This is a genomic window from Mesorhizobium sp. WSM4983, from assembly GCF_029625765.1.
GTDB lineage: Bacteria > Pseudomonadota > Alphaproteobacteria > Rhizobiales > Rhizobiaceae > Mesorhizobium.
In genome coordinates, this window is the sequence record NZ_JARTVM010000004.1 from 193149 (window position 1) to 209093 (window position 15945).

Sequence of the window (15945 nt, forward strand, 5' to 3'; positions counted from 1 at the left end):
AAAATCTTATAACGACCGGCATCTCCTAAGAGAGATGGGCCACTCTTCTGCGGATTGGGGAAACGGTTTGCCCGGTGCGGTCGACGTCACGCCCGAAGACTCGACCTGGAAGGCGTTGAGGCCGGGCTTGGAAGCTTGGAGCAGCGCAGCTTCCGTTACGTCGATTACGGCTGCCGGACGAGCACACTACCTTGATCATTTCCGGAAACGCGTTCCTTGGCGCCAACCGACAAGCCGCCGCTGCTTTTTTCGAGGGACGCGGGCCGGCTACGCCTTCGCCGTCGACCGCGCGAAGCACGCAGGCGACCCGCTGATCGCGGCGAACAAGGACACGCTCACAACCCGGCGCTGAACGACCGGCATTTTTGAAGGGTGCTAACGGCGCCATCGGCACCATGGACATGGCGAAGATGGAAGCGATGGGCGGGTATTTGTTTGCCTCGGGAATACTGCTCGACCGCAACGGCAAGGCGTTGAAGGAAAGGCCATACTTCGAGACCTACCCGTAGCGCAGGTAATTGTTGCAGTGGCCGGCGTTTCGCGCGCCATGACATGATTGAGCATGTCGAGTTGCGCCGAAAGCGCTTGCGAGACCGCGCTGTCCGGAGCTGAAAGCAGGAGCGGTGCATATCTGTGCCGCAGATCGGCGACCGCCTGTCTGCTGGTATTGCGCACTTCTGTTTGGCTTCCGGTCTGGGCGGCGGCAGTGATCTTGCGCAGCATCGCATCGTAGTTATCCGGAAATTCGCGTGCGATAGCCTCAACGATCTGGAGATCCTGCTTCCGGATCTAGGCATCGATGTAGGCGGTGGTCACAGGCTGGGGCGGCTTCGCCACCGACTCATGGTGATATCTGCCGCCGCCGAACATCGCTGGTAGCACTTTTGCCTCAACGAAGCTCAAAGGGGACGACCGCCTCCACCTGCAACCATTTCCAACGCGACATCCGCCCCTCTAAAATGCCTGTCTAGTTCAGTCCGAGGCTCAGCGCCTTCTTGCGGTCGGCCTCGGCGCGCTTCAAATCGCCCTTAGCTCTCCAGGAATGTGCCCTCAAATCGTAGGCGTCGGCATATGTCGGGTCGATCTCGATAGAGCGGCTGTACTCGGCGATGGCGCCATCGTGGTCGCCTTGGCTTTCCTTGATTGCACCTAGACCGAAATGGGCGCCAGCGCTCTTCTTCCGGTCCAGGCTGATCGCCTTGTTGAAGTCTCGCGTTGCGCTGTCGATGTCCTTTTTTGCCGCATAGGCAAAGCCGCGATCGATGTAGAAGCGCGCGACTTTGGGATCCAGTTCGATCGCCTTGTCGAAGTCTGTCATCGCACCCTCGTAATCGGCCTTCTCCAGCCTTTTGGTTGCCCGTCCGTAGTAGGCCATGCTCCAACTCTGATCGATCTCGAGGCCTCGGTCATAGTCGGCTAACGCCCGGTCAAGCTCGTTTTTTTTCCCCCACAAAGCGGCACGCCCAAAATAGGCATCGCTGCTCTTCGGCGCGAGTTCGATGACCTTGCTGAAATCTGCAATGGCGCCATCATAGTCATGGGTGTCGGTGCGGACCATCGCCCGTCCGCGATAGCCGGCGGGGTTTTTCGGATCGAGCGCGATGGCCTGTTCGAACGCGGTCGTGGCGCGTGCATACTTGCGTTTCTTGTACCAGACGTAGCCGTGGTCGACGATGGTCTTCAACTTGCTCTGGTCAGAGCCGACAGGATCGCTTCCGGCTGACTTGCGTTTGGCCGCCACGGCGAGCTTGCGGCCCTCCTCGGCTAGGGCCAGCCTTGGATCCAGCTTGAGCGCCTGGTCGTAGTCCGCAATCGCCTGGTCGTAATCGCCGTTGGCGAGCCAGGCGCTGCCACGCCCGAAATAGATTGGCGCAGAACTGGGGTCGATCTTGGCCGCGCGGCTGAAATCGGCGATCGCTCGATCCAGTTCGTTCTTCTTGCTCCAGGCGACGGCGCGGCCGAGGTAAGCTTCGACGTAGGCAGGATAGAGTTCGATCACCTTGCCGTAATCATCGATGGCCGCGTCATACTTGCCCTTCGCTACCAGCGACATGCCGCGCCCCAGATATGCGGACGCCATTTTCGGATCGAGCGTGATGGCTTTGTTGTATTCGGCAATGGCGCGATCAAATTTGTGCCTCTTGTAGAGGGCATCGCCGAGATCGGTGAAAGCCTTGAGCTTCTTCGGATCAGGCCCGCCGGCTTCGGCCGCGACATCGCCTTTTCCTCTTGCCGCGTCGGCCGCCTTGCGGCTGACCAGGTAATCCGGATTGTGCGGGTCGAGGTCGATTGCCCGGTCGAAATCGGCGATGGCGCCGTCATAGTCCTTCCTGTCGGCCCGTGCCATGCCGCGCCCATAATAGCTGGCGGCGTCTTTCGGATCGATCGCGATCGCTAATGAATAGGCGGCGATCGCCCGCCCGCCGTCGCCCTTGGCGTGCCAGGCCATGCCCTTGCAAAAGAACGCGTCGCGCGCCTTCGGGTCGAGCGTGGCGGCATGGCCGCAATCGGCAAGCGCGCCCTCGACATCGCCCGACATGGTTTTGGCCATCCCCCGGCGAATATGGGCCGAGACCAGATCCGGAACGAGCTGGATCACCCGATCGTAGTCGGCGATCGCTAGGTCGTAGGCGCGCTTGGCGGCCAAGGCCTTGCCGCGGCCGAAATAGGCGAATGGGCTACTGGGGTCGAGCGCGATCGCCTTCTCATATTCTGCGATGGCATGGTCATATTTGCCCGCGTCCGAAAAGGTGTCGCCGCTCTGCACCGCGCTCAGGACACGTGGGTCGGTCGCCTCGGCCGCCTCCAGCATCTTTGAAGCGGACAGTATTCGCGTTGGGCTCGCTTTGCCTTGGCCGAGTTGCTTGGCCAAGGTTTCAACGGCGGCCGCAACAGAGGGCTGCAACTGTTGCATGCCCACTGGCGGCGCCGGCCTGTTTTCGCCAACGGCAGCCTGCTCGTCACAGGTTCCAGTCCGCTTCAGGTCGAGTTCGATGGCACGCCGGCAATCGACTGCCGCGCCGGCCTGATCGCCCTTGAGCATCCGGGCGCGGCTGCGACCGAAATAGGCGTCGGCGTTTTCGGGATCGAGGCTGATGGCCTTGTCGAAATCGAGCAATGCGCCGTCGACGCCATATTTCGACAGCCGCATCTGGGCGCGCTCGAGCAGGATCCTGGCGGTCGCCGGATCCCTGCCTGGCTTCGCGGCGGTCGGCTTGCCTTGCTCGCCGGGCAGGTGTTCCCTGCACGTGGCTGCCCGCTTCGGGTCGAGCTCGACGGCTCGCCGGCAGTCGCCGACGGCGAGGTCGAAATTGCCAAGCAAAGCCTCCGCGATGGATCGGTGGTAGTAGGCATCGGCGTTGTAGGGATCGAGGCCGATGACAAAGCTGAATGTATCTATCGCGCCCTTGGGGTCGACCTGCATCTGCTGCAACCCCGATTTCATATTCCAGTCGATGGCGGCGGAATTGTCGCGCTTGGCATAGAGTTGCGGCGGCTCATACGTGGGAGGCGCGATAGGCTTGGCCGCCTGCGGCTCAACTGGGATTGGGACATGAGCCTGACTGGTCGTAGCGCCCGGTGACTGCAGCACGGGTTGCCCCTCGGCCCTGCGCTTGCCAATCTGGACGCTCAGTCTTTCCTTTCGGTAGTCCGCGTTGGCCGGGTCGAGCGCGATTGCCTTGTCCAGGTCCGCTATTGCCTTATCAGGATCGCTCGCCTCCCAGACAAGCGCCCTCTCGAAATACGATTTTGGATCGTCGGAACTGATGGAAATCGCTTTGTCGAGATCGGCAAGCGCCTCTTTCGAATTGCCGACTCGAGCCATAGTCATGCCGCGCACGCGGTAAGCCGGGGCGTTGGCCGGGTCGCGGCGTACGGCTTCATCCAGATCGGCGATAGCGCGGGCATAATTCTTCTTTAAGCCCCAGCTCTTGGCGCGGTTGAAGTAGAATGCGGAACTTGCTGGATTGAGCCGGATCGCCTCGTCGAATGCGGCGATGGCGCGGGTATGGTCGCCCTTTTCCTGCCATTCTATGCCGACCGCATTTTGGGCGGTGGCGGTTTTCTCGCCACCTCCGTCGCGCGGCTCGCCAAAAGCCTCGGCGATCCGGCGTGAGCAATCACGCCCTTTGTCTGCATCGACGCCGGCGATGTGCTTGCAATCGGCTTCCGCGCGCCTGCGCTCGCCCTTGGCGATCCATGAAAGTGCGCGGTCATGGTAAGGCGTGATGGGGTCCGCGCGGACGCTCTCTGCTTTGTCATAGTCGGCTTGGGCCCGCGTGGCGTCGCCCTTGTCCTCCCAGGCGACGCCGCGCACGCCATAGGCCATCTCGTTGGCGGGATCGATGTCGATCGCCTTGTCGCATTCGACAATCGCACGGTCGTGCTCGCCTTTCTTGTTGAGTGCCCTGGCGCGGTCGGCATAGAGGTTGGCATCGTCCGGCGTGAGCGCGATTGCGCGAGTGTAGTCCGCGACGGCTCGCTCGAAATCTGCCTTGCTCTCCCAGGCAATGGCGCGATTGGTAAAGGCGGGCACGTATGTCGGATCAAGCGCGAGCACGTCGGTCATGTCGGCGATGACGCGGTCGATATCGTTCTTCTGCGTGTAAGCCAGGCCACGCCAGAAATAGGCGTTAACGCGAAGATCGGGAATCTCGGCGCTGTCCTCGGCGATGGGCGTGCAGGCGCTAATCTGCTGGTCGGCGGAGAGGGCGCCGTCGCTGAAGCAAGTAGCGTAATCCTTGCTCTCTGCGAGGGCCGGACTGCGAAGCCCGCCAAGCGTCACCACTATTCCCGCCGGCGCCAAAAGCGGGCCAAATGAAAGCCATGCAACGAATGCGCGGGTGAACGCGCCGGTGCGGCGTGACATGTTTTGATCCTCCCCCCGGAGTTGCCGCGGCAGCGGCTGCAATTGCCTATATAGTTCCGTTTTTGTTCCGAAATGCAAGCAGAAATTGCGAACGCTATCCTGTGTTCGCTCTCGGCCAAAGAACGCAACCCTCAAAGCCTGGCAACGCGAAGTTCTTCTTGTTCTTCGTTGAGCGACGGTTTCTCAGCGAGATTGTCTCTCACATATCGATCATTGAGCGCTTGACCCGCCCGATGATGGTGATCGCGCCTTCGAGCTCCGGCGGCGGGATGTCGAGATAGGACGCCGGCTGGAAGGGCGGGGTGTCGTTCGGGCGGTAGCGCTTGTAGGTGGCGCGGCCGGTTTCGTCGGCGATCACATAGCAGCCATTGGTCACCAGCCGCTTGTCGCGCAGGTTGACGAAGATGATCGAATCCGGCGGCGAGATCTTGTTCATCGACGGTCCGTCGACGCGCAGCGCAATCCACTCGCCTTCCTCGAGATCGGCGGTGGGGATGGTCGGGTAGTCCGAAAGGTTGACCACGCTGTCCTGGCTGCCGAGTTCGCCGGCGCTGATCCACGATACGATCGGCACGTCGATGGTGATGGGCGAGGCGGCGAGGTGCACAGGCGCGGCTTCGACGCCGTCGGCGTCAAACAAGAGCCAGCCCGGGTCGACGCCGAACAGCCGGCCGTATTTCTCCGCCGCCTTGCGCGACAGCGGCCGGTTGCCGTTCTCATGGCTGATAAGCGTGTTCTTGTTGATTTCGCGCAAGGCCCGAGCGGCATCGCTGGGCGAGGCATAGCCGGCCTGGGCGCGCGCCTGCTGCAATCTGTGCCGAGAATCCATCATCGTACAAAATGCCTGAAAATTATCGTCCAAATTGTACGATTTCGTTTGCGCGTTATTCGTACATAACGTACGCTTAGCGCATGAATGAGCCTACCGCAAGCGTTTCCGCATTCCCTGCGAGCATCTCCGCCGCGAATGTGCCGGGGCCGCCCACGAGCATCTCGGGGCTGCCAACAAGCATCTCGGGGCTAATTGATTCCTGGCAGAGTATCGGCGCCTTCGCCGCAGATGTCGGCTGCGGCTATGAAGCCGCCCGCCAGATGCGCCGTCGCGGACGCATCGCGCCGCAGCACTGGCCGCATGTGGTGGCCGCGAGCCGCAGGCGCGGCATTGCCGGTATCAGCTACGAATGGCTGGCGGGCCATCGCGCCGCTGCCGCCATGCAAGGGGAGGCGGCATGAACGCGCTTGCCTCGCCTGTCGAATTCCAATCGTCCGGACCGTCCTCCTCACCGGTCCGGACGCTTTCCGGGGCTTCTGCCTCGGATCCGGTCGAACCGCCCGCACCCCGGTTCACCGGAACGGCCGGAGCCGCTCCTCCCCCGGCTCCGGCCCCCAATTCGGGCCGGCTCGTCTCCTGCATCCGCACCGAGGACGGCACCGTCATCCTGTTCGACCGCAAGGCGGGCCTGGCGGTGTCGGGCCTGACCCGGGCCGCCGCCGAGGCGGCCCTTCTTCGCCTGCTTGGTGCGGCGCCCGGCGCCGCCTGATCCCAACCGTTTCCCTGACCTGACCAACGGCCCCGCGGCCGAACCCTGGCGCTTGGCCACATGCCGAGCGCTTCGCAACCCTTCGCAAGCAATGGAATGAGACATGGCTGCCGCCTACACCGAAAAGGAAATCGACGAGATCGCCGCCTGGCTGAAGGAGGGGCTATCGGCCTCCCGCATCGCCGGCCGCTTCAGCGCGCTGCGCGGCAGCCCGGTCTCGCGCAACGCCATTATCGGCATCGTGCACCGCAACGCCGGCCTTCGTGCCATCGGCTTCGCCAACCCGAAGGGTGGCCGCGCCGGCGGCAGGCCGCGGAAACATGCACGGCCGGACCGGCCGGGCCGGCGGGGCAGGGTGGCGGCCGGAGGTGTCACGCTCTCCGAGCCGGCAGCGCTTTCCAGGCATGCCGAACTGATTGAGGGCGCCGGCGCCGCAACTGCCAATCTCCCCCCTTGCGGGGGAGATGCCCGGCAGGGCAGAGGGGGGTGCTGTCCCGCCAACCTATCGGCTGTTGAGCTATCCACGGAGCCGGATGCCCGCACTCCATCCAAACCCAAAAAATCCAAAGCCCGCAAACCCGCGCGCAGCATGCCGCCCGCCTGGCTTTCCCCCGGCACCCGCGAAAAGTCCGACGTCCAGCTCTACAAGCTCCCCGCGCCGCCGCCCGCGGTAAACCCCGGGCGCCAGCCGCATGTCGCGGCGATGCGCTTCCTTGATTGCCTGTTCAAGCGCTGCCGCGCGCCGATCGATCTCGCGCTGCGCGAGGAGGCGGACGAGGATCCTGTCGGCGCGCGCCCCGGTCCCGACATGCTCTGCTGCGGCCTGCCGACGTCGGCCACGCGCTCCTACTGCGCGCATCATCATGCGCGGTTTCACGGCCATCGCGGGAGGGGGATGTGAGAGTGGCAACAATGAAGGCGCCGGCGGCGGAGTGCTCAATCTCCCCCCTTGCGGGGGAGATGTCCGGCAGGACAGAGGGGGGTGTGAAGGAACGCCAGCCTCGCCAATCCTTTCAAGGTACGACAGCAGTACAATGGGCAAAGTGGAGGACAAGCAGAGCGGATAGGCTGGCGGGACAGCACCCCCCTCTGGCCTGCCGGCCATCTCCCCCGCAAGGGGGGAGATTAGCCACCTGCCGCTGCCCGGCCTCTCATCAGGCAATCCCATGAGCGGTACGACCTGGTCGAAGTTTTTCTGGTCGGATTGGGAGTCGGATCCAAATCTGCGCCTCTGCTCGCTGGCGGCCCAACGCCTGTGGATGCGTATGCTTTGCATTGCCGCCGCGCACGAGCCGGTTGGCTATGTCGCGATCGCCGGCAAGGGGCTGGATGAGTCAGCGCTCGCAGGCCTCGCCGGTTGTCGCGAAGCTGAGCTTGCGGCGCTGCTTGCCGAGCTCGAGCAGAACCGCGTCTTCTCGCGAGACCGGCATGGCCGCATCTACTCCCGGCGCATGATCGCGGATGCGCGTAAGGCGCGCGTGGTGCGCCGCAACGGCCTCAAGGGCGGCAACCCAAGCCTTTCGAAAGAAAGGGCGTTTTCGCGCTTGGATAAGCGGCGGGTTAAGTCAGGGGATAAGGGGCAGGATAAGCCCCAGAGTCCAGAATCCAAGAATCCAGAATCCAACAATCCAATAGCCATAGATCCATCGGGAGAAGCGCCCTGGCGTTTTCTTCCCGGGCTGCCGCTCCGCGGCAAAAGAACGAGAAATCATTTTCGGGCCGTTCAGCCGGACAGAACTGGCATCGCCGCAAGACGCATGTCGATGCCGCCAACGCCATCATCAAGGAAATCAATGACCGCAGCCGAATTGCAGCAGGCGGCGAAAGCTCTGGCCGCGATGTTCAGTTGCTTCCCGCAATCCGCGCTCGCTGATGCCGAGATGCAGCTGCGCGGCTATCTCGCAGCCGTGCAGGATGCCGAGCTTGCCGATGTGCAAGCCGCGATCCAGCGCTTCATCCGCGGCGAGGCGAAGGTCGACAACGCCCAGTTCTGCCCGTCCAGCGCCCAGCTTTCGATCGAGGTGCGGGAACGGCGGCTGATGCGGGAGCTGTTGGCGAAGCGGGCGCTCATTTCTTCGCCGCCGCGAAGTGGGGGGTCCGAAGGACGGGCGAGACCCGTGGTTCGCCCCGGCTAGTGGCGCGGCGCAGCCGCGACGGAGGGGGAGCCGACAATGATCGATATGCCGGCGGGACAGCGCCCCCCTCTGTCCTGCCGGACATCTCCCCCACAAGGGGGGAGATCAGACTTCGCCACCGCTTTCGCCAACCTCCACCCTCGCAGGTCTGAGCGGGGGCGCCCAAGCTGCCAATCTCCCCCCAAGTGGGGGAGATGCCCGGCAGGGCAGAGGGGGCGCGAAGGAACGCAGCCTCTCCCGTTGGCCACTCACACCACCCACCACAAAGGACCCGCCCATGCCCCGCAAAGCCGCCAAGAAACCGCAACCCCCGAAACTCCCCAAGGGCGAGGCCGAGCAGGTGCGCATCCGCCGCGAGATCGGCCATGATTTCGCGTTGAAGTCGGACCACTTCGGCCGCCAGCGGCTCACTCCCGGCACGGCCGAGGCGCGCCGCGTCTACGAGGTGTCGAACGGTGGCTACACCTCAACCGGCGGCATCGTGCGCCTGCGCAATGTCGATCCGCTCACCGGCATCACCTCGCTCACCCGTCAGCAGCGCGAAGCCGGCCAGCGTTTTCGCAACGATTTCGAGCGCTCCGCCCGCGAGGGCCTGCAGCCGCAATCCTGGAGCGAGCGCATCGACGGCGGCCGCCTCGGCGGCGGCGTGCCCGACCGCGTGCTCTCAGCCGGCCGCGCCCACGCCCACGCAGCGGCCGCGCTCGCCCACTGGGAGGTGGCGGAGGTGGTGCGCAAGATTTGCCTCGAAGGCCAGTCGGTGAAGGCCATCGCCGAACGCACCGGCGACGGGCGCGACGTGGTGGTCAAGCTGCTGAAGCTCGGGCTGGATTTGTTGGCGGTGCATTACGGGATGATGATGGGGAGGAAGGTAGGGTGAGGGGAAAGCGATGTGCCTAGCTTGTGCCGGATCGAAAGCTGCTTATCTGACTATGCAACTGGAGTGACTGAATGCGTTTCATTAGACTTGTTTTCGGTTCAATGATGTTCATGATCGGCGTCGCTGCAGTAATTGCGACCGTGTTTAGCGCCCATCCTGTTCTCAACACCGCAATGTTGATGACACTGCTGTTTGTGCTTAAGGCCGCCTGGGGGCACCTAAAATCGAGCTGGCGATGACCGTTAATCCACTGATCTCCGGATTGAAGATGACCCGGCCAGCCGACCACGACCACCTCGCTTCGCAGTGACCATCCAGTCTAGAAGAGGCGGATGCGATTTACTGGTTCCGTCGGCTTGGCTCGTGGGGCCTGCTGGTTGTCGAGGAAGGCGCCGATCCAGCAACACCCTACCAGCTTATGGTTGCAAAGCCTATGCCACTGGGGCAGACGGGGTGAGAGCCGACGCCGGCGAAAGTTTGAAGTGGCTGAAACTGGCCGCTGAAGCTGGAAGCAGGAGGCGGCTGCGGCTCTCTCCCAATCCCAGCACTGATTAAACCACGTGCCGAAGGACAAATTCGCATTGTTATTCATTCCGACGATTCACTGCGAAGAGCGTATTGAAAGACGACCGCGCAAAAACTTCTGGCCTCGGCGCTGCCCCTCATCCGCCTGCCGGCACCTTCTCCCCGTATAGTGACGGGGAGAAGGGGATGGCCGCGACGCTGGCAGCTATTCCGCGACGTTGGCGGTTGGCGAAAGCGGCGGTGACAGCATCTTTCTCCCCGTCACTATACGGGGAGAAATGCCCGGCAGGGCAATGAGGGGCAGCGCCGATCGATGCGGTTATCTGCGCGCTTTGCGTGACGCCGTTTCAGCCGTGTCTCAAGCGCCTTTCTTCAGCGGCTTCGGGTCGCTATCAGGTGGTGGTTCCCACCCAAACACGCTCCGCCCTCCGAGCAAATGCGACTGGTCCATTTCCCCCGCGACGATCTCCTTCAGGCTCGGCCCCGTCACATAGCGCTCCATCCGGCGTGACTCCCCGTCCAGCCGCTTGAGCGCCTGCAGCTCTTCCTCGCGCCCGAGCCTGGCCTTGCTCACCGCCGATTTCAGCACCGAGATCGTCTCGTCATAGACCTTAAGCGGCACGGGGAAGGGGTGGCGGTCCTTGCCGCCGTGGGCGAGCGAGAAGCGCGCCGGGTCGGAGAAGCGGCAGGGCGCGCCGTGCACCACCTCGGAGACCATGGCGAGCGCGCGCACCGTGCGCGGGCCGACGCCGGGCACCAGCAGCAGTTCGGGAAAATCCTTCGGGCCGCTCTCGATCGCGGCGGCAATGTTGCCGTGCAGACGGCGCATGACGATGTCGCTCTCGCGCACGTCGTGATGCGCGGGCATGACGAGGTTGGGCAACAGCGGCTGCGCGGCCGGCTCCGGCGCCGCGGCAGGCTCCAGAACGGCAAGCTCGCTCAGGATCTTTTCCGGGCTCATCGTCTTCAGAAGCGCGATCTGCCCCCCGCGGGCTTTCTCGGCGCGGTGGTCGGTGAGGTTGACGATCTCGCCTTGGCGTTCGCCCTCGATCGCCGCATGCGGCTGGTCGACGAAGCTTTCCAGCCCCTCCGACAGCCAGTGGTAGCGGCGCGCCTGGCGGGCGTCGCCGTTCATGCCCTGCTGCACCACCACCCAGCGCCCGTCATCGCTGACGATGAAGCCGTGCAGGTAGAGGTCGTAGCCGTCCTGCACGGCGGCGCTGTCCACCTTGGCGACCAGCCGGCTGGCAGTGGCAAGAGCTTGGCCGTCGAGGCCGACATGGTCGCCGATCGCCAGCAACTCGCCCGGCGTCTTGCGCGAATGTGCGCCGCGCCCGCCGCAGACATGGATGCCAAGCTCGCCGGCCATCGGATTGAGGCCCCGCTTCAGCGCGCCGATGACGGAAGTGGTGATGCCAGAAGAATGCCAGTCCATGCCCATCACGGCGCCGAAGGACTGGAACCAGAAGGGATGGGCGAGGCGCCGCAAAAGCTCGTCGCGGCCGTAATGATGGATGATGGCTTCGCACAGCACCGCGCCGAGCCTCGTCATGCGATCGCCCAGCCATTTCGGAACCCGCCCGCCATGCAGCGGCAGGTCGGCGCTGCCGCTTCGCTGCGTCACTTTTTGCTTTCCCTTATGAATGCCGGCTTCTAGATGGCATTTTGGCGGGAATTTGCAAGGCGGCGCAGCCGCAGCCGGACATCTCCCCTCGCCGAGGGGAGATGTCCGCTCGCTGGTCGGTCAGCGCCGGCAGATGCGGATCTTTTCGATGACGCGGTGGCCGTGGCGCCAGTGCTTCACGATCTTGATCCGGCAATGATCGCGATAATACCGGTTATGATAGCGCACCACATAACGCTCGCGATAGGGAGTGTAGTAGTCGTCACCGTAGACGTGTCGGTAATAGCGGTGAGGGTAATACCCGCCATAGTAGTCACCATAGTAATCGCCGTAGCTGGGGCCGACGCCGATGCCGAACTGAACGCTACCGGCACTCGCCGGCGCGATCGCAAACGCCGAGGCGATGGCGATCATCGAAGCAAGCAGAAGCTTTTTCATCGCTGCCTCCTTGAGGTCGATGGTTGCCCCTTCGAGGCACAAACGGTTTCGGGACGGGTGGTGTTCCGAGAAAGTTGGGCGGCGATCCTGGGCCCAGCAAGGAGCGAAGCGGCGCCGAAGCTGACGATCTTCGCCCTTGCGGGGAAGGTCACGCTTTTCTTCGCCCCGCTGTTTTCGATCTTCGGAGTCGCCATATCGCCACCTGCTGTCGCCGTGCAGCGCGTGCGCGCTCGGCGTCGTCGTCTATTGCCACGTCCAGCCAATCCCAACCGCAGGAGCCTGCCATGACCAAGCCCACTATCCTGAAATTCGGCCCCGTCGAGCATGGCGATGGCGGCGATCTGCCGGGCTGGATCGCGGTCGAGGGATCGCCGACCATGCAGACCGCCGTCCAGCACACCAGCGAGGACGGCAAGGTGATGTCCGGCACCTGGCGCGCTTCGCCCGGCACCTACCACGCCACCTACACCGACTATGAATTCGTCCACATGATCGCCGGCCGCATCCTCATCACGCCCGATGGCGGCGAGCCGGTCGAGGTCGGCCCCGGCGACGCCTTCGTGGTCGAAGCCGATTTCAAGGGTACCTGGAAGATCCTCGAGCCGGTGACTAAGCATTTTGTGGTTGTGGCGGAGTAAGCAGAAGCTGCTGATCTCCCCCCTTGCGGGGGATGTCTGGCAGGACAGACGGGGTGTGAAGGAACGCCGACGCTCGCACGGTCGCAATCCTCGGGCTTGACCCGAGGATCCATGCCGTGACCTTCGGCGTGAAGCGCTACGGTGCAGAATTCTGTCACTGGTGCAACGCTTTAGCGTCACGGCATGGTTCCTAGGGTCTGCGCGCGTCGCTTCGCTCCTTGCTCCGCCCTAGCATGACGAACGACAGGGGCGGCGCCCTACCTTCCCACCTTCGAGATCACGCGTCTTTCCACCTCCGGTTCCAGCGATTCCGCGAACGGCGTCGCCAGATGATGCTGGTCGCGGAAGGCGAGCTGGCCGTCGATGAAGACGTGGCAGGTGGTGGCGTTGCAGAAGCGGTCGGTGAGGTCGACGTAGGTGGCATTGGGCACGCTGGTGACGATCTCGCGCTCGACCGCCGCCATCTGGTCGTTGGCGGCATAGGCGCGGCTCTGGTCGCAGAGCGAGGGCGCCTTGTCGCGCCACAGCGCGCGCGACACGCAGGTGTCGATGTTCTCGTCGTTGAAGGGCACGTCGCGGATGAAGGCGATCTTCAGCCCAGCCTTGCTCAAGCTGGTCAGTGTCGAGCGCAGGCCGGCCCGCCATACGGCGTCCGGCGTGTCCGGCTCGCCCTTGCCCGCCGCCATCTTGCGCGAGGAGGTCAGCGCCAGTTCGGAGATCACCACCAGCGAAGGCCTGGCCGCGATGATCTCCTTGATCGCCTGTTCGCGCCATTGGTCGCATTCGCGGTAGTCGCGGTTGAGCTTCGTGACAAAGTAGGAAAACCGTGAGGGCCGGCACGAGCTCTTCAGCCAGGTCTCGACGCGGTAGCCGTTCTTCTTTCCTGCCTCGATCAGCGGTGTCGACCAGTGATCGGCGTGCGAATCGCCGAACAGCGCGATCACGCGCTGGCCATTGCCGAACACGCAGGGTTTCGGCGTTACCGTGTCGTAGCCCTCGACGCAGGCCTTGGCGCGCGCGGTGGCCGGCTCGGCCGCACTTGCCGCGATCGCGCGCTGCTCGGGGTCCTCGGCGCGCACGGCAAGCGCTGCGTTGCCGTAAGCGGCTGCGACGCCGGTGCCGGTCAGGAGGAGGGCCGGCACCAGCGCCCGCGCCGCATTGGCCATAAGCCAGCCATTGCGGCGGATTGGATTCTCGATGAAATGATAGCTCAGCGCAGAGAGCGCCAACGTCAGCCCGAGGCAGGCGAGGCGTTGCGCAAAAGTCAGCTCCTCGACCAGCATGCCGGCGTAGACGATCACCGGCCAGTGCCAGAGATAGAGCGAGTAGGAAACCTTTCCGATCCACTGCAAGGGCGGCAGCGCCAGGGCGGCATTCACGCAATTCGAGGAAAAGAGCCCCGCGTTTTTCCGTTCGAAATTGCGTGAAAGAATGCCGTCCCCGACGCCGGCCGCGCCCGCCAGCAAGAGAAGGACAGTACCGGCCACGGGCACGAGCGCCAGGAAACCGGGGAAGGGAGCCTCCTCGCTGAAGGTGAGGTAAGCGAAGGCAATGAGGACCAGCCCGCAGAGGCTGAACGCCGTCCCGAGCCGCGGGCGGTTCTGGAGCAGCCATGCCGGCGCCATCGAAGCCAGCCCGCCGGCGGCGAATTCCCAGGCGCGCAGCGGCGAGAAGTAGAAGGCCCAGGGCTGCGAAATGGGGGTCAGCCAGGCGCAGACCGCGAAGGAGACCAGGCTGGCAATGCCGATCGCAAGCATGATCGTCCGCTTGCCGGGCCTCAGCCAGGCCGCCAGCATCAGCAGCGCCGGCCAGGCGAGGTAAAACTGCTCCTCCACCGACAGCGACCAGTAGTGGATGAAGGGATTGTTGGCGGCGTCGTTGGCGAAATAGTCGAACGACCAGCGGATCAGCCACAGATTGATCATGTAGGCGGAGGCGAACATCGCGCCCTTGGAATAGAGCGCCTGCTCCTCCGGCGACAGGATCAGCGTGCCGACGGCAAGCGTGGCGGCGATGACGAACAGCGCCACCGGCAGCAGGCGCCGCGCGCGTCGGGCATAAAAGCGAAGGAGGTCGAGCCGGCCGGTGAGCGAAATCTCGCTGACCAAATGGCGGGTGATGAGGTAGCCGGAGATGACGAAAAAGATGTCCACGCCGGCAAAGCCGCCGGGCAGGGCGGTGAGGCCGAAGTGGAAAGCGACAACGCCCGCCACGGCGAGCGCCCGCAACCCCTCAATGTCGGGCCGGAAGTCCGGCGATGGTGCTGACACGAAGGCGAACCTCGCAACGGTCGTTCGTATCCCGCCTTGGGAAAGCCTCGCGCCTATGGGCTCATACCGCAATGCAACAAATCTAACGCAGTGCAACATAAAGGGAGGCGGCAGCAACGCCGGTGGCAGCCGACGCTTCGGCACGCCAGGGTCTGCGCGCCTCGTTTCGCCCAGGATGACGAAGGAGCTCAGCCGCCGGTTTCGCCAGCGTTCGAGAGCATGGAAGGACATTGGCGAACGCTAAAGGCAAATTGTCCGCCTGCAGGTAATCTGGTAGGATCAATGCACCGACGAACGGCTCTGGGACGCCGTGACGTCCGACATCATGCACAAAGACATCAACTCGAACCGGAGAACGGCCATGAAACGGCTTCTGACGGTCGCTGCGCTGTTGGCAGCGGGCAGTTTGATTGCGATCCAGGGCGCAGCTGCCGACGATGCTGCGCTGATCAAAAGCGCCGAGTCCGCCGCACCCGCCGCAGTGGCGAGTGGCGCTGCGGTCTACGCCATGGATGAAAAGGGGAACATGCGCACCCTGCGCGAGGGCAAGACCGGCTTCTGGTGCATGCCGGACAATCCGGCCTCGCCCGGTCCGGATCCGATGTGCGGCGATGCCAACTCGATGGAATGGGCGATGGCCTGGCTGGAAAAGAAGGAACCGCCCAAAGGCAAGGTCGGCTTCATGTATATGCTGTCCGGCGGCACCGACGGCAGCAATACCGATCCTTATGCGACGAAGCCCGAGGCAGGCAACAATTGGATCGAGACGGGGCCGCATGTGATGATCGTCAACGCGATGGACATGATGAAAGGCTATCCGACCGATGCCAAGCCCGACACGTCCAAGCCTTACGTGATGTGGCCGGGCACGCCCTACGCGCATCTCATGATCCCGGTAAAATAGCCGGGCAAGAGCCTTCTGGTGCGGCGGCGAGCGCTTCAAATCTCCCCTTGTCCGCAAGGGGAGATTTGCATCAGCCGCTTCGTCCTCCCTCCAACTGATCGCGCCTCGCAACCATCCTCCGAT

The 15945-nt window shown here is 63.8% G+C and carries 15 protein-coding genes; 10 read left to right on the plus strand and 5 right to left on the minus strand.

Annotated features, from left to right (window positions below; genetic code table 11):
* Positions 1 to 365: 365 nt before the first annotated feature.
* Together P9254_RS14925 and P9254_RS14930 are read left to right on the plus strand one after the other, a co-directional pair.
* Entirely contained in the window at positions 366 to 509 is a 144-nt protein-coding gene (locus P9254_RS14925) for a hypothetical protein (RefSeq protein ID WP_164747276.1), read from the plus strand.
* 124 nt (positions 510 to 633) lie between these two features.
* Positions 634 to 879 (plus strand): hypothetical protein, encoded by a 246-nt coding sequence (locus tag P9254_RS14930; RefSeq protein WP_278056755.1) that lies wholly within the window; start codon positions 634 to 636, stop codon positions 877 to 879.
* A gap of 88 nt (positions 880 to 967) precedes the next feature.
* Here P9254_RS14930 and P9254_RS14935 read toward each other — a convergent pair whose 3' ends face one another.
* Together P9254_RS14935 and P9254_RS14940 are read right to left on the minus strand one after the other, a co-directional pair.
* Entirely contained in the window at positions 968 to 4870 is a 3903-nt protein-coding gene (locus tag P9254_RS14935; RefSeq protein WP_278056757.1) for a tetratricopeptide repeat protein, read from the minus strand.
* Positions 4871 to 5069: 199 nt separating this feature from the next.
* On the minus strand, positions 5070 to 5702 hold the full coding sequence (locus P9254_RS14940) for a S24 family peptidase (protein ID WP_067321658.1): 633 nt from the start codon (positions 5700 to 5702) through the stop codon (positions 5070 to 5072).
* Between the two features lie 80 nt (positions 5703 to 5782).
* On the opposite strand from P9254_RS14940, the gene P9254_RS14945 reads away from it, so the two are divergent.
* The 6 genes from P9254_RS14945 to P9254_RS14970 all read left to right on the plus strand — a co-directional run bounded on the left by P9254_RS14945 (position 5783) and on the right by P9254_RS14970 (position 9662).
* Positions 5783 to 6103 carry a hypothetical protein gene (locus P9254_RS14945; protein ID WP_245433098.1) on the plus strand — a complete coding sequence of 107 codons (321 nt, stop codon included), beginning with the start codon at positions 5783 to 5785 and terminating at the stop codon, positions 6101 to 6103.
* A complete protein-coding gene (locus tag P9254_RS14950; RefSeq protein ID WP_278056759.1) occupies positions 6100 to 6411 on the plus strand; it encodes a hypothetical protein in 312 nt (103 codons plus the stop codon). The genes P9254_RS14945 and P9254_RS14950 overlap by 4 nt, the downstream gene beginning before the upstream one ends.
* 103 nt (positions 6412 to 6514) lie before the next feature.
* Positions 6515 to 7312: a GcrA cell cycle regulator gene (locus P9254_RS14955; RefSeq protein ID WP_278056760.1), complete on the plus strand. Its 798-nt coding sequence runs from the start codon at positions 6515 to 6517 to the stop codon at positions 7310 to 7312.
* A 265-nt stretch (positions 7313 to 7577) separates the two neighbouring features.
* Positions 7578 to 8546, plus strand: a complete 969-nt coding sequence (locus P9254_RS14960; protein ID WP_278056762.1) for a hypothetical protein — start codon at positions 7578 to 7580, stop codon at positions 8544 to 8546.
* A 277-nt stretch (positions 8547 to 8823) separates the two neighbouring features.
* Positions 8824 to 9423, plus strand: coding sequence for a DUF6456 domain-containing protein (locus P9254_RS14965; RefSeq protein ID WP_278056764.1), 600 nt, complete (start codon positions 8824 to 8826; stop codon positions 9421 to 9423).
* A 71-nt stretch (positions 9424 to 9494) separates the two neighbouring features.
* Complete coding sequence (locus tag P9254_RS14970; protein ID WP_164747022.1) at positions 9495 to 9662, plus strand: hypothetical protein; 168 nt, start codon at positions 9495 to 9497, stop codon at positions 9660 to 9662.
* Positions 9663 to 10306: 644 nt separating this feature from the next.
* Here the strand turns inward: P9254_RS14970 and P9254_RS14975 are convergent.
* Complete coding sequence (locus tag P9254_RS14975) at positions 10307 to 11572, minus strand: DUF763 domain-containing protein (protein ID WP_278056766.1); 1266 nt, start codon at positions 11570 to 11572, stop codon at positions 10307 to 10309.
* Positions 11573 to 11692: 120 nt separating this feature from the next.
* The gene (locus P9254_RS14980) at positions 11693 to 12010 is read right to left on the minus strand and encodes a hypothetical protein (RefSeq protein WP_095801564.1); all 318 of its coding nucleotides are present in this window, start codon (positions 12008 to 12010) and stop codon (positions 11693 to 11695) included.
* 284 nt (positions 12011 to 12294) lie between these two features.
* On the opposite strand from P9254_RS14980, the gene P9254_RS14985 reads away from it, so the two are divergent.
* Positions 12295 to 12648 (plus strand): cupin domain-containing protein, encoded by a 354-nt coding sequence (locus P9254_RS14985; RefSeq protein ID WP_095778861.1) that lies wholly within the window; start codon positions 12295 to 12297, stop codon positions 12646 to 12648.
* A gap of 257 nt (positions 12649 to 12905) precedes the next feature.
* On the opposite strand, the gene P9254_RS14990 is transcribed toward P9254_RS14985, so the two are convergent.
* Complete coding sequence (locus P9254_RS14990; RefSeq protein ID WP_278056767.1) at positions 12906 to 14918, minus strand: acyltransferase family protein; 2013 nt, start codon at positions 14916 to 14918, stop codon at positions 12906 to 12908.
* Positions 14919 to 15279: 361 nt separating this feature from the next.
* On the opposite strand from P9254_RS14990, the gene P9254_RS14995 reads away from it, so the two are divergent.
* Positions 15280 to 15822: a hypothetical protein gene (locus tag P9254_RS14995; protein WP_067322371.1), complete on the plus strand. Its 543-nt coding sequence runs from the start codon at positions 15280 to 15282 to the stop codon at positions 15820 to 15822.
* The last annotated feature ends 123 nt before the right edge of the window (positions 15823 to 15945 follow it).

Excerpts from the sequence above, each read along its gene's own strand:
- P9254_RS14940 (WP_067321658.1), bottom strand. The coding sequence starts at position 5,702 with ATGATGGATTCTCGGCACAGATTGCAGCAGGCGCGCGCCCAGGCCGGC.
- P9254_RS14980 (WP_095801564.1), bottom strand. The coding sequence starts at position 12,010 with ATGAAAAAGCTTCTGCTTGCTTCGATGATCGCCATCGCCTCGGCGTTT.
- P9254_RS14945 (WP_245433098.1), top strand. The coding sequence starts at position 5,783 with ATGAATGAGCCTACCGCAAGCGTTTCCGCATTCCCTGCGAGCATCTCC.
- P9254_RS14935 (WP_278056757.1), bottom strand. The coding sequence starts at position 4,870 with ATGTCACGCCGCACCGGCGCGTTCACCCGCGCATTCGTTGCATGGCTT.
- P9254_RS14950 (WP_278056759.1), top strand. The coding sequence starts at position 6,100 with ATGAACGCGCTTGCCTCGCCTGTCGAATTCCAATCGTCCGGACCGTCC.
- P9254_RS14985 (WP_095778861.1), top strand. The coding sequence starts at position 12,295 with ATGACCAAGCCCACTATCCTGAAATTCGGCCCCGTCGAGCATGGCGAT.
- P9254_RS14970 (WP_164747022.1), top strand. The coding sequence starts at position 9,495 with ATGCGTTTCATTAGACTTGTTTTCGGTTCAATGATGTTCATGATCGGC.
- P9254_RS14955 (WP_278056760.1), top strand. The coding sequence starts at position 6,515 with ATGGCTGCCGCCTACACCGAAAAGGAAATCGACGAGATCGCCGCCTGG.
- P9254_RS14960 (WP_278056762.1), top strand. The coding sequence starts at position 7,578 with ATGAGCGGTACGACCTGGTCGAAGTTTTTCTGGTCGGATTGGGAGTCG.
- P9254_RS14965 (WP_278056764.1), top strand. The coding sequence starts at position 8,824 with ATGCCCCGCAAAGCCGCCAAGAAACCGCAACCCCCGAAACTCCCCAAG.
- P9254_RS14995 (WP_067322371.1), top strand. The coding sequence starts at position 15,280 with ATGAAACGGCTTCTGACGGTCGCTGCGCTGTTGGCAGCGGGCAGTTTG.